13 protein-coding genes are annotated in these 16,245 nt (G+C 61.9%); 2 read left to right on the forward strand and 11 right to left on the reverse strand.

Annotated features, from left to right (window positions below):
- Positions 1-3: 3 nt before the first annotated feature.
- The 9 genes from GNP00_RS04820 to GNP00_RS04860 all read right to left on the reverse strand — a co-directional run bounded on the left by GNP00_RS04820 (position 4) and on the right by GNP00_RS04860 (position 12,590).
- On the reverse strand, positions 4-1,623 hold the full coding sequence (locus GNP00_RS04820; RefSeq protein ID WP_011579942.1) for a methyl-accepting chemotaxis protein: 1,620 nt from the start codon (positions 1,621-1,623) through the stop codon (positions 4-6).
- On the reverse strand, positions 1,620-2,255 hold the full coding sequence (locus GNP00_RS04825) for a chemotaxis protein CheW (RefSeq protein WP_011579941.1): 636 nt from the start codon (positions 2,253-2,255) through the stop codon (positions 1,620-1,622). The genes GNP00_RS04820 and GNP00_RS04825 overlap by 4 nt, the downstream gene beginning before the upstream one ends.
- Positions 2,255-3,700, reverse strand: a complete 1,446-nt coding sequence (locus tag GNP00_RS04830) for a CheR family methyltransferase (protein ID WP_011579940.1) — start codon at positions 3,698-3,700, stop codon at positions 2,255-2,257. Before GNP00_RS04830 ends, GNP00_RS04825 begins: the two co-directional genes overlap by 1 nt.
- 92 nt (positions 3,701-3,792) lie before the next feature.
- Entirely contained in the window at positions 3,793-4,479 is a 687-nt protein-coding gene (locus GNP00_RS04835) for a LuxR C-terminal-related transcriptional regulator (RefSeq protein WP_011579939.1), read from the reverse strand.
- Between the two features lie 185 nt (positions 4,480-4,664).
- Positions 4,665-6,857: a putative bifunctional diguanylate cyclase/phosphodiesterase gene (locus GNP00_RS04840; RefSeq protein WP_011579938.1), complete on the reverse strand. Its 2,193-nt coding sequence runs from the start codon at positions 6,855-6,857 to the stop codon at positions 4,665-4,667.
- Between the two features lie 622 nt (positions 6,858-7,479).
- Complete coding sequence (locus tag GNP00_RS04845; RefSeq protein ID WP_011579937.1) at positions 7,480-8,028, reverse strand: sarcosine oxidase subunit gamma; 549 nt, start codon at positions 8,026-8,028, stop codon at positions 7,480-7,482.
- Between the two features lie 8 nt (positions 8,029-8,036).
- A complete protein-coding gene (locus GNP00_RS04850) occupies positions 8,037-11,030 on the reverse strand; it encodes a sarcosine oxidase subunit alpha (RefSeq protein WP_011579936.1) in 2,994 nt (997 codons plus the stop codon).
- The gene (locus tag GNP00_RS04855) at positions 11,027-11,329 is read right to left on the reverse strand and encodes a sarcosine oxidase subunit delta (protein ID WP_011579935.1); all 303 of its coding nucleotides are present in this window, start codon (positions 11,327-11,329) and stop codon (positions 11,027-11,029) included. The genes GNP00_RS04850 and GNP00_RS04855 overlap by 4 nt, the downstream gene beginning before the upstream one ends.
- 7 nt (positions 11,330-11,336) lie before the next feature.
- Positions 11,337-12,590 (reverse strand): sarcosine oxidase subunit beta family protein, encoded by a 1,254-nt coding sequence (locus GNP00_RS04860; protein ID WP_011579934.1) that lies wholly within the window; start codon positions 12,588-12,590, stop codon positions 11,337-11,339.
- Positions 12,591-12,689: 99 nt separating this feature from the next.
- Between GNP00_RS04860 and GNP00_RS04865 the strand changes: the two genes are divergently transcribed.
- Both GNP00_RS04865 and GNP00_RS04870 read left to right on the forward strand, forming a co-directional pair.
- The gene (locus tag GNP00_RS04865; protein ID WP_011579933.1) at positions 12,690-13,733 is read left to right on the forward strand and encodes a GlxA family transcriptional regulator; all 1,044 of its coding nucleotides are present in this window, start codon (positions 12,690-12,692) and stop codon (positions 13,731-13,733) included.
- 202 nt (positions 13,734-13,935) lie between these two features.
- Positions 13,936-15,078 carry an acyl-CoA dehydrogenase family protein gene (locus GNP00_RS04870; protein WP_011579932.1) on the forward strand — a complete coding sequence of 381 codons (1,143 nt, stop codon included), beginning with the start codon at positions 13,936-13,938 and terminating at the stop codon, positions 15,076-15,078.
- A 124-nt stretch (positions 15,079-15,202) separates the two neighbouring features.
- Here the strand turns inward: GNP00_RS04870 and GNP00_RS04875 are convergent, their stop codons facing one another.
- Together GNP00_RS04875 and GNP00_RS04880 are read right to left on the reverse strand one after the other, a co-directional pair.
- On the reverse strand, positions 15,203-15,652 hold the full coding sequence (locus tag GNP00_RS04875; RefSeq protein ID WP_011579931.1) for an invasion associated locus B family protein: 450 nt from the start codon (positions 15,650-15,652) through the stop codon (positions 15,203-15,205).
- 1 nt (position 15,653) lies between these two features.
- A complete protein-coding gene (locus tag GNP00_RS04880; protein ID WP_011579930.1) occupies positions 15,654-16,214 on the reverse strand; it encodes an invasion associated locus B family protein in 561 nt (186 codons plus the stop codon).
- Positions 16,215-16,245: the final 31 nt, after the last annotated feature.

Genomic DNA, 16,245 nt, shown 5'->3' on the forward strand with positions numbered 1-16,245 from the left:
GGGTCAATCCTTGCGTGTGCCCAGCATCGTTTTTAACCGTGTCCCGAGTTCATTCAGGGTCCGCGCGGCTTGTTCGGACTGGCGGACGGCCGCGAGATTCTGCCTGCTCGTTTGTTCGATGTGATAGATCGCGTCGTGGATCTGCTTTAGCCCGGCGCGCTGCTGACCGGCGGAAGCGGCGATCTGCGCAGCCGAGCGAGCGGAGTTGGCGATCACGCTCTCCAGCTGCCGAATGGTTTCCCCCGCTTCGTTGACCTTCTCCAGCGCGCGATCGACGCTTTTTGCGCCCTCCTCCATGCCGATCACGGCGGCATTGGTGCCCCTTTGGATATCCAGCAGGATGCGGCGGACTTTGTCGATGGATGCCTTCGACTGGTCGGCGAGAGCCTTGATTTCCGATGCGACCACGCTGAAACCGTGGCCATGCTCGCCGGCGCGGGAGGCTTCTATGGTGGCGTTGAGCGCCAAAAGATTCGTCTGGTCGGCGATTTCCGTAACGACCGCTACGATCTCGCCGATCTCCTGGCTGCTTTCGGCCAAGGCAAGGATATCGCCTGCAATAGCTTCCGTCCGGTCACTGACCGCATTCATAACGGCCACGGTTTCATCCACCGCCTTACGGCCAGCACCGCTCACTTCGACGACCGCTTCCGCCGAAGCCGCCACTGCTTCTGCGCGGCTGGCCGCCTGTTCGGCGGTTTGCAGCACCTCGTCTACGCTCGTCGCGGTCTCCGCCACCGCAGCCGACTGCTCGCGCATGCCTTCCACCTGCTGCGAGGCGCCTGCCAGGATTTCGGCCGCCGAGTTGGAAAGATGCTCGGCCGTTTCCGAAATCGTCGCAACCAGCGCCTCCAGCCTCGTGCGGTCACTGCGCTCGCCTTCAATCATCGCCGAAAGCTTCTGCGTCATACTATTGATGGAGGTGCCGAGGAGCGCCAGCTCCTCAGGCCCGTTGACCGGCGCCCGCCGTTCCAGATTGCCAGCACTGATCTCCTCTGCCGTCCTCACGAGCGCGCGCGTCCGCTTCGCCAGATAGTGGAGAAGGAAGATCATCGTGAAGAAGCCGAGCACGATCACGGCTGCTGCCGCAAGCAACAGGAACCGCGCTTGCTCGAGCTGCGCGCCAGCATGCTGTTCTATGAGGACGATCTGCCGATTCAGCCGATTGACGTAGACCTCCATCAGACGCTCGATCTGGTCCATCTCGGCGAGGTCGACCGGCGGGCTCTCGATAGCGCGCTCCAGAGCAGGCCTGACCACCGTCACCCAATATGTCCTGCTTTCCTCGAGTTCGGCCGTGACATGGGGATCCCTCGTGGCGTGCGGATGCCCCCCGACCTCACCCTCGATCAGCGTTTGCAGCATCCTCTCATTGCGACTCATGAGCTCGCGAATGCCCGCCGCGCCGTTGGCGGGACCTGCCGTGCCACCTTCGTTCAGCCGGGAGATCCTATAGAGGATCTCATGGTATACCCTCTCTCGACCCAGCTGGGATGTCGCTGCGACATCCTGGCGTACATGCTCAAGGTTCAACAGCCCAAGACTGACGAAGAGGGCCCAGGCCGCGACAAAGAAAATCATCGGCAGGCCCAGCGTGCCGTATAGGCCTCGCAATACGCTCATTCTCCCCCCTCCTTTCCGCCGGGGAAGCCGGCATTCCCCGGCTCCTCCAGGAAAAGCAATCGGTCCGCGAGAAGTGCCTCTCCGTCCAGAACGACCGTGCCATCGCTGGTCTCTCCACGGACCCAGGCAGCAGCCCCGTCTTCCCGTGGGTGGCTCGCATCCGGGAGATCTGATGCCGCACCGGCCATCGCCGAAGTCGCAATCAGGAACTCCGGCTGCTCATCCCCGCATACGATCGCCCAAGCCGGGGAAAACGGAACCGGCTTGGCGGGCTCCATCACCCGGCGTAAATCGAACACGGGAAGAAGGTGTCCGCGCAGATTGTAAAGGCCGATGACGAATTCCGGCGTGCGGGGGAGAGGCGTAATCTGCGTCAGCGGCACGATCTCGCTGACATAGCGCGCCTCTATGGCACAGCGCCTGCCATCCAGATCGAAGAGGATGGAGCCGATAGCCGGAACACCCGACCTTTCATGCGGACGGGTGAAGGCCTTCGCGACGGTTTCAAGCTTGCGCTGCCGGGCATCTGCGGAAGGCTCCCAGCGGCCGGCCGTCGCGTCCATGGCGGTTTTTAGCCTCTGGCGAACAACCGCCCAATCGATCAGTTCGTCGGAACTCTTCTTGGACGGCATTAGAAACCGTCCCGCGTCGAAAGCTTCAAATCGGCGATCTCGCGTCCAATGCGGATGGCGAGGCGGCCGGTACTGTACTCCTCCATAAGCTCCACCGGTTCTTCGGCGGGGCGGCGCGTGCAAAGCGCAAAGGCAATGGCGAAGGCCTGCCCGGCGGTCTCCGGATCGCTTTCACGAAGACAGGTGCCGAGAAGGTAATGCGCGGCAGCAAGGCTACCGTCGAGATACAACAGCCTGCGCAGCGCGGCCGCCGCGTCGTGCAGCCGGTCCGCGGCTATCAGGACGACGCTTTGAAGATAGTGCAGCCTGATCGAAAGCGGATGTACCCCGATGGCCTCTTTCACGAGAGCCGCAGCGGCATCTAAGGCACCTATTCCCACGAGTTCTTGGATGCATCGGGCAAGAAAATCCTCCCCCAGCGCAAGCTTCGCCTCCCTCAGGCGCTGCCCGACGGTCTGTTCTTCCGCCATCGCTGGCTCGCCGGGCGGGGACGCTTCGTCGCTCGCGGGAACCGTCACCGCTCCCTTCCGGTCGAACGCGACGCGGCCGGGCGCCGAGGGATCCCTACGGTAGAGAATACCCGCGCGCGTGACAAAGGTCGCGAATGGAGCGTGGTCCCACAAAGGCGGATCGGAGGGGCCGAGGAGAAGCCACCCGCCTGGCGCAAGGCAGCGGTAGAACTGGCGTGCAATGCGCTGCACGACATCCGGCCGCAGATAGATAAGCACGTTGCGGCAGAGGATGAGATCGAGATCAGCAATGCCCTTGGCGGGACAGGGGAGATCATCCTCACCGAGCCAGAATTGATCGAACCGAACGCGCCGCCTGTATTTCTCCCTTAGGCGCAACCGGTTGCCCCTGCGCGAGAGATGGGGCCTGATGCGCTCGGCTGCCTGGCCCCTCATAGAGTGCTCTGTATAATGTCCCTCTCTCGCCACCTTCAAAGCCTTGCGGGAGATGTCGGTGGCGATGATCTGCGTTCGGTCCGCCAGACCCATCTGATCGGCCAAAACCGCCAGGGAATAGGCTTCCTCACCCGTCGAGCACCCGGTGCTCCACATCCTGATCGGCGCCCTTTCCGGGCGGTCGGCAAGCAGAGAAGGCAGCACCTTCTTGCGTACGAGATCGAACTGGGCGGGATCGCGAAAGAAATAGGTCTCGCCGACGGTCATCTCCGCGATGACATCGTCGAAGAGCGCGGCATCGCGATTGAAGCGCTCGAGAAAAAGGCCGGCATTCTCGATTTTGTGCCGCTCCATCAATTTCATCAGGTTGCGGGCCAGATTGTGCCTTTGAGTTGGCGCGATCTCCAGCCCAACTTTATCGGCAATCGGCTCGATCAGCGCGTCGCTGCAGCATTGTGCCGGCGTAAGGCCCTGCGCGGCCTGCGCGGGCCGCAGGCTGGGCAATCCGGCTCTTCTGCGGCGTGCGGTGACCGATTGCATATGCGTTTCCTTTGGCTGGATACCTGCACTTTTTCGCCAGTGTCGCCTATTCGGCCAGATGGCCTATTCAAAGCCGGGGCGAGGATCAGACCTCAATCGGTATCTTTCCGTGGGTTCGACATGAGCCGCACCCCGGCGGCAGCCGCAGCCTGCCTGTTCCTTACGCCCAGGCTGCGAAAGAGGGCCGCCATATGGATCTTGACCGTTCCCTCGCCGAGGCGAAGCTTGCGCGCAATCTCCTTATTGGAGAGGCCGTCCACCAGGAGGGCGAGCACCTCTCGCTGGCGGGGCGTCAGGTGTTCGACGCCACGGCCCGGCTTTTCCGAAGACGGTTCGGAAGACACGGCCTGCGATGAACGTTCATCTCGCCCCGCGATCTCCGGTGGAACGTAGATTGCTCCGTTCAACACATGGCCGAGTGCAGCGGCAAGCTCCGTAGCTCCAAGCCCCTTTGGCACGTAACCGTGGACTCCGGCCGACAATGCCGCCAGCATATCCGCCCTTCTGGTCGAGGCCGAGACGACGGCAACACGCATTTCGCGGCGGAAATCGCGGACCGCTTCAAGGCTTCCGGCATCCTTCATGCCAGGCATTGCCAGATCGAAGAGAGCCAGCCCGATCTCGTCACGCTCGGCAAGCCGCTCGATCGCCTCGTCGAGCGATCCCGCCTCAATCACCTCGGCGAAACCGAGCTCGCCCTTCAGAATCGTGCGCAGGGCAATCCTGAAGAACTCATCGTCGTCCGCGATCAAGGCGACGCGATCGCCGTGACCGGCCATCACGTCCCGTCCCCAAAGAATATCTTTTCTTCGCCCAGAAGAAGAAGAAAATTTCGTCCTGTTACCCGCATCCTCTGCTCCTCCTTCAGAAAAAGCACTAGTAACGGGCGTAGTTCCCATATTTCAGCACTGGACCTGCTTCAACCTTTCCAAAACGTTACTTCCCGACGCCCGCGAATAGCTTTCTAGGCGGTCAAGGGAACGGGGCGCTTCAGGGAGTGCAGGAACTGCAGCGGCTCGAGGGGGCGCGAGAAGAGATAGCCTTGCATCTCGCGGCAGCCGAGTGAGCGCAGAACCTTGCACTGGTCCACTGTCTCCACGCCCTCGGCGACCACGTCCAGCTCCAGCGCCCGCGCAATGTCGAGCATGGCTCCAACGATTGCACGTCCCTGCTTGCTTTCCGAAAGAGCCTGCACGAACGAACGGTCAATCTTGAGCCGGTCGACCGGATAGTTGCGGAGATAGCTCATCGAAGAGTAGCCGGTGCCGAAATCGTCGATCGCGATGCGGATGCCCGCTTCACGCAGCGTTTCGAAGATCCTGACGGTAAGGTCCGGATTTTCGATCAGCACGGTTTCTGTGACCTCGAGCTGAATCCGTTCCGGCGCTACGTTCTCCTGGCGGATGATCGCCAGGCACCGCTCTGCGAAGTGCTCATCGCGAAGCTGCACCGCCGACACGTTCACCGACATCAAGGGGATATCGGCTTTGACGGCCATTCTGCAGGCTTCCCGCAAGACCCAATCGCCGAGCTGCATGATCATGCCGGATTCCTCAGCCACCGAGATCAGAAACACCGGCGACATTGAGCCGTGGACCGGGTGCTTCCAGCGCAGAAGCGCTTCAGCCCCGGTAATCTCGCTCGCATCGGAATAGAGCGGCTGGTAGAAGAGCTGCAGTTCCTCTCCGTTTGCCAGTGCGTTGCGCAGGTCAGCCTCCACCTGGCGGCGCTGCTTGAGAATATCGCCCATTGCCTCCGAGAAGATCTGGTAACAGCCGCGGCCGCGCTTCTTGGCGTCATAAAGCGCGATGTCGGCCTTGCGCAGGAGGTCCTGACGCTCGCTGCCCGCTTCAGGGGCAAGGGCTACGCCGATGCTGACGCCAACGTGCACGGGCTCGCCGCTGATGACGAAGGGGACCTTCAGTGCCTGGAGCAGTCTTTCAGAAAGCTCGATCGCCGCTTCCCGGGCCCCACTCCTCCGCAGGATCACCATACCGAACTCGTCGCCGCCTATGCGTGCAACGACGCCGGCATTGCCGATCGCCGTGCTCAGCCTCACAGCCGTTTCCCGCACCAGCTCATCGCCGGCCCGGTGACCAAGAGTGTCGTTGACGTTTTTGAAACGATCCAGGTCAAGGAAGAGCAGCGCCGCCTCGCCGTGGCCGGCTTGAACCGTGTCGATCACCCTATCCAGCTTCTTTTCGAAGAAGGCCCGGTTCGGCAGGCGCGTGAGAACATCATGGGATGCGAGATGCCGGGCGCGGCGCTCGCTCGCATGAAGCGCGAGAGAAGCGCGGCGCAGCTTGCGGCCAAGGAAAAGCGCAATCCCGCCCACAGCAAAAAGGGCAATAAGGCAAGCCGGGAGCACCTGCTTGAGCAGATGGAGCCCCGGCCTGTCGGCCTCCCATATCAGATAGCCCAAAACCTCGCCTGTAGAACCGGTCACGGGAACACTCGCCTGACGGTAACCCTTCGGTGCAGACGAATCGAAGCGCATGCCCTGGAGTAGGACATGGTGACCGATCTCCTCGGCGAGCGCGCTATCCACCATATTGACGGAAGCATAGAGATATTCCTCGCCCGCCGGTACGGTCAAACGATTGGTCGACGGGATGATCGGCTGCATGCTCAGGATCGCTGGGGCGCCGTTCAGGTCGATCACGCGCGTTTCCACAACGCTTTTGATCGGCTCGGCCTGATCGCCCGCAGAGCGCCGTGCTATCAGCCTTCGCCGGAGGCTGGAGGCAATTTCCGTAGCCTCCGCGATTTCGTTGCCGAAGGACGGCGGTGAGACCGTCTTGCCGTCAAGCATGGCGTAAATGAGATGTCCTTGGTCGTCGAGAACATAGGCGCGCTGATGGCCGAAATAGTCGTATATCCATTTGCCGAGATATTCCGCCATCCAACGCTGATCGTTCTCGCGCGAATGAACAACGGCCTCATCCCAGACGGTAACGCTGCGCTGGTCCCGCGGCACGGCCTCAATCTGTTCCTCAAGCGCGTGCCGGGTCAGCTGCTCCTGTTTCAGAATTGCATCCTGATCGGTCCTGAGAGACGCGACAACCGAGACGGCAATAGCCCCCGCTGCGGCGAATGCAGCAATAAGGCCCAAGGCTACTCGGATCTCCGTTGCAAGATTGAGATTTTTGTCGGTCATACTGGCCCTAATAGCTCGGACATGAACGGGCTGATCCGCTCCTACCGCCGCATATGATCTTCTTTCTACTCTTTGACCATCAGGCTGAATGGCCTAGGCCATCAGGTTGATCTCACTAAACAGAAAGTTCCACCTTCGAATAATCTACCTTCCAATAATGAGCGGATGCAACTGCGGAACTAAAGCCTGCATTGCCACCGCAGAGCCGGCTGTCCGTTAAGTGAAGGTGCTCGACCCTATGCTCTTGATACTGTCCACCGCGGCAGAAGAAGACATGAAATCCAGCGAATGTAATGCGCGCGGAAGGCATCGCTCCCCTTGATTTTTTTGCCGTTGATATTGCTAAAACAACTATACTAGCCGATACAAGAAAAAAAGCCGGCTAAATAATGGACTTTTTAGCTCGTCATTGAAGCCCAAGTCGCCAGCTTGAGAACATATCGGTCACCCACGGCCAGACATCGATAGGCCAGCCAATTTATACACTTCTTGATACGGGGCTGAAGGCGAGGCTCGTTCGCCCGCCAATCGGGTGTCCGGGCGAACGGTCGAACGCCGCGTGCGCGGAAAAACGCCCGCCAGCTTCCGACGCGCAGCGGCAGCGACGTCGGCATTGCCCGCCTCAATCAGAGTATTCTGCGCCCAATTCGGCACAGCCGGTTTCGAGAAGCGCGACGATATGCGGGGCGAAGGAACGCGACACATCGAAGCGGAAGCGGTTTGCGCCGTCGCGCCACAGGATGACCGTCGCGCCGTCAAACACCGTCCGCCGGCCCTCGCCATCGGCGATGCGGTCGATGTTTCGCGGGCAGCCAAGCGTAAGAAGTTCCGCGGCTTTTGGTCCCTCGATGAGAAAGCTAAGCTCACGGTCAGAAATCTCGACGAGGCTGTGCGGCGCTTGCCGCTGAATGCCGGCGCAGGCGTCGCGGAGACGCGGCGCATCGTCGGTGATGAGCACCCATTCATCGGGGCCGAGGCAGAGGACTTCAACGCCGCCCGCCTTCGCACGGGCGCCTGTCTTCAATGGAAGATCAAGCCCAATCGCTTTGGCAAGCGCCGCCCGTTCGGTTTCGCCGACGCGCAGCGAGAAACGCGCGAGGAGAGGTAGCAAGGACACCGTCGCGGCGCTCGTCTGCGCGATTACTCCCGGAGTGAGCGTATCAATCGTCATGCCGCCTCCTAAAGTTTCAGCCGTTCGCCGGCGGGGTCATAGAAGACAGTTCCCGTGACTTCGGCCTTGATGACGCGGCCGGGCATGGGCACGAAAACCGACTCGCCCATCCGGCTGTACCCGCCCTCGATCAGTGCCAGGGCAATCGGCCTGCCTACCGCATCGCTGTGGTAGGACGAGGTGACGTGGCCGACCATTTTCATCGGAATGGGCTGATTTGGGTCGAGCACGATCTGCGCACCCTCCTCCAGCTTGGTCTTACCATCTTCCGTCAGCAGACCGACCAGTTGCTTGCGGCCCTCGGCCACAAGATCGGCCCGCTGGAGCCCGCGCTTGCCGATGAAATCCGGCTTTGCCTTGCCGATTGCCCAGCTGATCCCCGCGTCATGCGGCGTGACCGTGCCATCCGTATCCTGGCCCACGATGATGTACCCCTTTTCGGCACGAAGAACGTGCATCGTCTCGGTGCCATAGGCGCAGATTTGGTATTGCTGACCTGCCTCCCAGAGCTTTTCCCAAAGCAACCGTCCATAGCGGGCCGGTACGTTGATTTCGAAGCCAAGCTCGCCGGTGAAGCTCACGCGGAACAGCCGCGCCGGGAAGCCTGCAACCGCGCACTCCGCAGCCGACATATGCGGGAACGCCGCGTCTGAAATGTCCAGCCCGCCGACGAATGGCGCGAGCAGCTTGCGAGCGTTCGGGCCATTCAAGGCAATCACCGCCCACTGCTCGGTCGTCGAGGTCAGCCAGACCTTGAGGTCCGGCCATTCGGTCTGGAGGTAGTCCTCCATCATGTTCAGAACCCGCGCCGCGCCGCCCGTGGTGGTGGTGACGTGGAAGCGATCCTCCGCGAGACGCCCGATCACGCCGTCATCGCGGATATAGCCGTCTTCGCCCAGGAGCAGACCATAGCGGCAACGGCCAATGCCGAGCTTGGCCCAGGGATTGGTGTATATCCGCTCCATAAAGGTAACGGCATCGGGCCCCACGACCTCGATCTTGCCAAGTGTCGAGGCATCGAACATGCCCACAGAAGCCCGCGTCGTGCGGCATTCTCGGCCCACAGCCGCATGCATATCTTCACCGGGCTTGGGGAAATAGCACGCGCGCCGCCACAGGCCGACCGGTTCGAACACCGCGCCATGTTGCTCTGCCCAACCATCGATCGGCGTCTTGCGCGTCACCTCAAAATGCCCGCCTCGATGATAGCCGGCCAATGCGCCGAACGTGGTGGGCGTATAGGGCGGGCGGAAAGTGGTTAGCCCTACCTCCGGCTGCCGTTTTCCGAGCGCATCGGCAGCAATATTGAGGCCGTTGATATTGGACATCTTGCCCTGATCTGTGGCCATGCCGTTTGTCGTGTAGCGCTTGACGTGCTCGATCGAACGCATTCCTTCGCGCACTGCGAGGCGCAGATCCTTAGCTGTCACGTCGTTCTGAAAGTCGACAAAGGCGCGAGCACGGCCGGGGCTGCGGTCGGTCGGCAATTCCGTGTGAGAAGCGCCGCTACCGCATCGGTCGTGCTTGACCGTATAACGGGCGGTGGTCGGCTCACGACGATGTTCGCGGGCGGCTGCCGCGTCCATAACGGCACCGTCGTTGAGCGCTGCCTCAATACCCCAAAGCCCACGCCCAGCCCCAGCGATCTCGCAAGCTTCTGTCTTACGGTCCGGCAGAAAGATCTGCCGTTCTTCATCCCACCGAAGCGTACCCTTGGTGTGCGAGAACAGGTGCAGTGACGGCGTCCAGCCGCCCGACATCAGCAGGCAGTCGCAGGGAAGCCACCGCGCGGGGCCGACGCGGCCTCCCGTGACCGGATTCACCCGCACGCCCTGCACGCGCAGCCGCCCTTTCGTGCCGGTGACCGTATGGCTCGTCAGCACCGCGATACCGCGGGACCGCGCTTCGGAGATCAGATCCTCACGGATCTTGGCGCGGGTATCCACGATCGCTTCGATTTTCGTCCCGACATCCGCAAGATCGAAGGCGGCATACCATGCGCTGTCATGGCTCGTTGCCACGACAGCCCTCTCCCCGACACGCACGCCATATCGATTGAGATAGATCTGTGCGCTGCCCGCCAGCATCACGCCCGGCCGGTCGTTACCGTCGAAGACCAGCGGCTTTTCCAGCGCGCCTTGCGCCAGAATGACCTGCCCTGCCCTCACCCGCCAAAGCCTCTCGCGCGGCATGCCCTTCCGCGGAGACTGCAAATGATCGGTCAGCTTCTGGCACAGCCCGACCATATTCTGGTGGTAATAGCCGATTGCGGTGGTGCGCGTCATGATGCGCACGCCAAGGCCTTCAAGTTCCTTGAGCGTCGCCGCAAGCCAGTTCCAGGCGGGGGTTCCGTCGATCTCTGCCTGAGGCTCGCTCAGAAGCGTTCCTCCGGCTTCTGCGTTCTCGTCGACCAGCGTCACCCGCAGGCCCGCTTTTGCCGTCGAGAGAGCCGCCGCCAGACCCGCCGGCCCCGCACCGACAATCAGCACATCGGTGTGCAGATAGCGCGACGCGTAGGTGTCCGGATCTTCTTCGGTCGGCGACACGCCCAGGCCCGCCGCCGCGCGGATGAATGGCTCATAAACCTTATCCCAAAAGGACTTCGGCCACATGAAGGTTTTGTAGTAGAAACCCGCCGAATACAGCATGTAGAACCAATCGTTCACCGCGCCCAAGTCGAATGCTAGGCTCGGGAACTTGTTCTGGCTCGTGGCTTCAAGTCCTTCCCAAATTTCCTGCATGGTTGCGCGGGTGTTGGGCTCAAACCGGCCAGGACCCCGGCTGGTGCCGATGAGCGCATTTGGTTCTTCCGAACCCGCGGTAACCGGGCCGCGCGGACGGTGATACTTGAATGACCGGCCCATAAGGTGCACGCCATTCGCCAACAGAGCCGAGGCGACGGTATCACCCACGCGCCCCTCGACAATCCTGCCATCAAAGGTGAATTTCACCGGCTGGGAATGGTCTACGCGGCCACGGCCGGGAACGCGCAAGCTATTCATTCTGCGGCCTTTTTTACAGAGTCCAGATCAGGCCTAGGCGCGCCGGCCCTGTATGTGGCCAGGAACTTGTCGCTTACGGTGTCACGCAGCGCGTTGAAGAAGCGGCCGCATCCGTGGATATGCCGCCAGCGCTCGAAATGAGGGCCTCGCGCATTGGTGCGGATGAACAGGAACTTCTCCCAGTCCTCGTCGCTCGCTTCGGAAGGATTTGCGGGCCGGGCAATGTGGGCCTCACCGGCATAGGTGAATTCCAGCTCGGGCAGGGTCTCGTCGCAATAGGGGCAGTGAATGAGCAGCATGGTGTCCTCAATGGGCAACGGCCGCCGCAGCGGCTTCATCGATGAGGCGACCGGCGCGGAAGCGTTCGAGCGTGAACGGCGCGTTGACCGGGTGCGGCTCGTCCTTGGCGATGGTCCAGGCAAACACATGCGCGGACCCAGGCGTGGCCTTGAATCCGCCCGTGCCCCAACCACAGTTGACATAGAGCCCTGGCACCGGCGTCTTGCCAAGGATCGGCGAGCGATCGGGCGTCACATCAACGATGCCGCCCCAGTTGCGCAGCATCCGCATGCGGGTGAAGATCGGGAAAATCTCGCAGATCGCCGCAATCGTATGTTCGATCAGCGGAAGGCCGCCGCGCTGCGAATAGCTGGTGTACTGGTCGGTACCCGAACCAATCACCAGCTCGCCCTTGTCGGACTGGCTGATATAGGCGTGCACCGTGTTCGACATCACGACACAAGGGAAGATTGGCTTCACAGGTTCTGAAACGAGCGCCTGCAACGGGAAGCTCTCGATCGGCAGCCTCACCCCCGCACTGTCCATGACAACCGTGGTGTTGCTCGCGGCCGAAACGCCCACCTTCTTGGCCCTGATGAAGCCCTTCGCAGTCTCCACGCCGGTCACCCGCCCATCCGGGCCGCGGCGGATAGCGGTAACCGGGCAGTTCTGGATAATATCCACGCCACGCATCGCAGCGCCGCGCGCATAACCCCAGGCAACCGCGTCATGCCGTGCGGTGCCCGCACGCTTCTGCAGCGCTGCACCCATAACCGGGTAACGCGCGCTCTTCGAGATGTTGAGCGGCGGGCAATATGCCTTCGCCTCTTCGGGGGTGAGCCAACGGTTGTCGACGCCGTTGAGGCGGTTCGAGTGGATATGCCGCTGAAAACTCTGAACATCATGCACGTTATGCGCCAGCATCATCACGCCGCGCTTCGAGTACATGACGTTGTAATTCAATTCCTGGCTCAGCCCGTCCCACAAATCGAGCGCATGGTCATAAAGCCGGGCGCTTTCGTCATAGAGGTAGTTGGAACGGATGATGGTCGTGTTGCGTCCTGTATTCCCGCCGCCGAGCCAGCCTTTGTCGATCACCGCGACATTGGTGATCCCATGCTCCTTGGCCAGGTAATAGGCCGCGCCCAGCCCATGCCCGCCTGCGCCGACGATCACGACATCATATTCCGCTTTCGGCTGGGATTCGGGCCATTGCTCCCTCCAACCGGTGTTGCCGATCAGCGCATTCTTCAAAATCGACAGGGCGGAAAAACGGGTCATGGCGCCTTCCTTGCGGCAGAAACTGCCGTGCTTGCACCCTATGCAAAAGAGCGCGCGGAAGACTGGATCATTGCGTCAAACTGGCGTTATTATTGCGCCATGCAGCGATACGATGAAAATCCGCAGCCCGGTAGCCGCCCACGCTTGCGCATCGGCTTTGTCCTAGCGCGCCGGTTCACGCTATCGGCCTTCGCCAATTTTGTTGATGTGTTGCGGCTGGCCGCGGACGAAGGGGACCGTTCTCGCCCAATCCACTGCAGCTGGAAAGTGCTCTCGGCCACCATGAGCCCGGTCGCCTCGAGCTGCGGCATCGCCGTCACACCGGACGAGCACCTGGGCGATCCGACGCGATTTGACTACATCGTCGTCGTGGGCGGATTGATCAAGGAGATCGAAAATCTCGACCCGGAATACATCGTTTTCCTGCGCCGCGCGGCGGAGGCAGGCGTGCCCCTCGTGGGGGTGTGCACCGGCGCCTTCATCCTCCACCGCGCCGGACTAATGCAGGGCTACCGGTGTTGCGTGAGCTGGTTCCACCACCATGATTTTCTAGAACAGTTCGATGGGCTGGTCCCGGTTTCCGACCAGATCTTCGTGGTGGACCGTGAGCGGCTAACCTGTTCGGGCGGTGCCAGCTCCGCCCACCTGGCGGCTTTCCTGGTGGATCGGCACATCGGCCGCTCGGCCGCGCGCAAGAGCCTGCACATAATGATCATCGACGAGGCGATGGCGGCCGAGGATCCCCAGCCTGGCCTGCCGCTGGAACTGAAGACGCAGGATGTTCTGGTGCGCAAGGCGTTGTCACACCTGCAGCAAAACCTCGATAACCCGCCGACGATTTCGACTGTCGCCGCGCGCCTCGGCGTCAGTCGCCGCAAGCTCGAGCGCCATTTCAACAATGCGCTCGGGCTGACCCCGAGCGAGGCGTTTCTGCGGGTAAGATTAACACAGGCCCGCTTCCTGCTCGGCAGATCAAGCAGGTCCGTGACGGACATCGCGGCCGCGACCGGATTTTGCGATCTGTCGCATCTGATCCAGGTATTCCGGCAACGCGAAGGGGTAACGCCGGAAGCGTGGCGCCGTCAGATACGCAAGCAGCCGCAGCCCGATTTGACAGAGGCAGATATGCTCTTTCCGGCCTAGCCAATCGCTCCGATAGTCTAGTTGCTGACCACGCCTTTGTGGATGTGAGCATATATCCGGCTGGAGAGTGGATGGGACCACGATGCCGCCGTTGGAATTAATGTGAATTGCTGCACGGCTATCGTATGGAATTGCCGATGTTGCCGTGCGTAGTTACCATGGGCGATAGCCCGAAGGGCGGACCCGGCCTAGGGACGACGATATGGATTTCGATCTGAGCGAGGAGCAGGTCGCCGTCGCCGAAACGGCGCGGTCCTTCGCTGACGAGGAGCTTGCCCCTTTTGCGATCCAGTGGGATCGCGACAAGCATTTTCCGCTGGAGACGCTGCGCAAGGCCGGCGCGCTTGGGATGGGCGGCATCTATGTCGCGGAGGCGAGCGGCGGCACCGGGCTCGGCCGGGTGGAATCCGTTATCACCATCGAGGCGCTGGCGACCGGCTGCCCCTCAATCGCGGCCTATATCTCCATCCATAACATGTGCGCCTGGATGATCGACTGCTTCGGCAATGACGAGCAGCGCCGGCGCTGGTTGCCCCAAATGATCGCGATGGAGTGCCTCGGCAGCTATTGCCTTACCGAGCCAGGCTCGGGCTCGGATGCCGCAGCCTTGACGACACGGGCGATCCGCGACGGCGACGATTATGTCGTGACCGGTCAGAAGCAGTTCATCTCTGGAGCTGGGGCCGCGGGCGTCTACATCGTCATGGTGCGCACAGGCGGCGACGGCCCCAAAGGGATCTCGGCGCTGGTAATCCCGGCCGATACGCCGGGCCTATCCTTCGGCGCCAACGAGCACAAGATGGGGTGGAACGCCCAGCCGACGCGGGCCGTCGTCCTGGACGGCGCGCGCGTTCCCGTCGCCAACCGCCTCGGCGCGGAAGGGGATGGCTTCAAGATCGCCATGGCAGGCCTTGATGGCGGCCGCCTGAATATCGCGGCGGCTTCGCTCGGCGGCGCACAGGCGGCATTCGAGAAGGCGGTGGCCTATATGCGCGAGCGCCGTGCCTTCGGGCAGGCACTCATAAATTTCCAGGCCCTGCAGTTTCATCTGGCCGACATGGCGACGGAGCTGGAGGCCTGCCGCACCTTTCTGTGGCGTGCGGCCGAGGCGCTGGAGAGGAAGGCGCCGGACGCAACGCGGCTCTGCGCCATGGCCAAGCGCCTGGTGACGGACCGCTGCTTCGAGGTGGCCAACAAGGCTTTGCAGCTGCATGGCGGCTATGGCTATCTCGCCGAATACGGCATGGAGAAGATCGTGCGCGATCTGCGCGTGCATCAAATTCTTGAGGGCACGAACGAGATCATGCGCATGATCGTGGCCCGCTCGATCTGCGCAGAGAAGTGACGGCAAGCGGGCACGGCGGAAGCTGTGCCCGAAGAGGCCTCAGATAGGCGCATGGCGAGAGGTTTGGCGGAGAGGTGGTTCAGAGATCGTCAATGGCCGTGGCGGAAAGCCACGCCAAATCGCTTCAACCCGCCGCAAGCTCCGTCAGTCTGCGGTATGCGGGTTTAAAGCCCCTGAGCGAGATATCGGCCCGCACCGGTTGGCCGTTGTTGGCGGTCATCAGAACGCTCGCGGCGGCGGCGGACTCCAATGCTTCCAAGGCAGCGTCCGCAAGGTCGATCTCAGCCACGCAGCCATCCGGCAGGCAGGTTCGGTAGGCTCCGCGCAAAATCTCCTGTCCGGCGATCTCGATGCGGAAGCCTTCGGATAGGAGCAGCCCGAACGGCATGACCAGTGTTGCGTTTGGCCCCTCCTGCTCTCCCTTCGTGATCGCGAACAGAAGCACACGCTGGCGCGTTTCCGGCTGGATCAGTTCCTGGGACATCCGGCACATCCGTCGCGCGCCCTCACCCGCCTTGACGGACTGCACGGTCCACGCCTCATAGGTTTCAGAAAGTGTTGTCGGTTCCTGCATGTCAGTTGCTCCCGGCGTCCTGCAGTGCCTCGAGCCGATCAGCGGCATCCCCCAGGCCAATCAAGGAGATCGGGAATACAACTTCGGCTGCATCCGCAGTCTGCACCCTCACCTGCAGCTTCCCGCCGGCGCGAAGTGCCGCGACCGCATCAGCGTCCAAATCGAGCGGAACCACGCAGCCCACCGGGAGACATGTAAGGAAAGGCCGAGCCTCCTGCTGAGCCGCCTCGTCAATCTGGAAAACCGCACCCGCATCCAGCATCAACCCGAACGGAAGCACGAGATTGCCCGAGAGGGAGCCTTCGCCGCCGCTACGCAGTTCGATCGCCAGCACGCGCTGACCATTCGGCTGAACCTGCTGCTGGGATATGACGCAAACCTTTTGCGGCGCGCTCTGACAGGCAAGGCTCCAGTCCTGATAGGTTTCCTGGAGTGAAGAGGCGCCGCCGGGCAGCGACGAAATCTCGCCAGGCGTCGAGTTCGCCTCTTGCGCGACCGCTCCGCCGGTAAGGATTGTGAAAACTGCCGCCATCGCTGCGCAGTGCTTACGCGAGGTTTTCATCAGCACGAACGATCATCCTTCTTGTTGTTCG

Source organism: Chelativorans multitrophicus (genome assembly GCF_011317445.1).
Lineage (GTDB): Bacteria > Pseudomonadota > Alphaproteobacteria > Rhizobiales > Rhizobiaceae > Chelativorans > Chelativorans multitrophicus.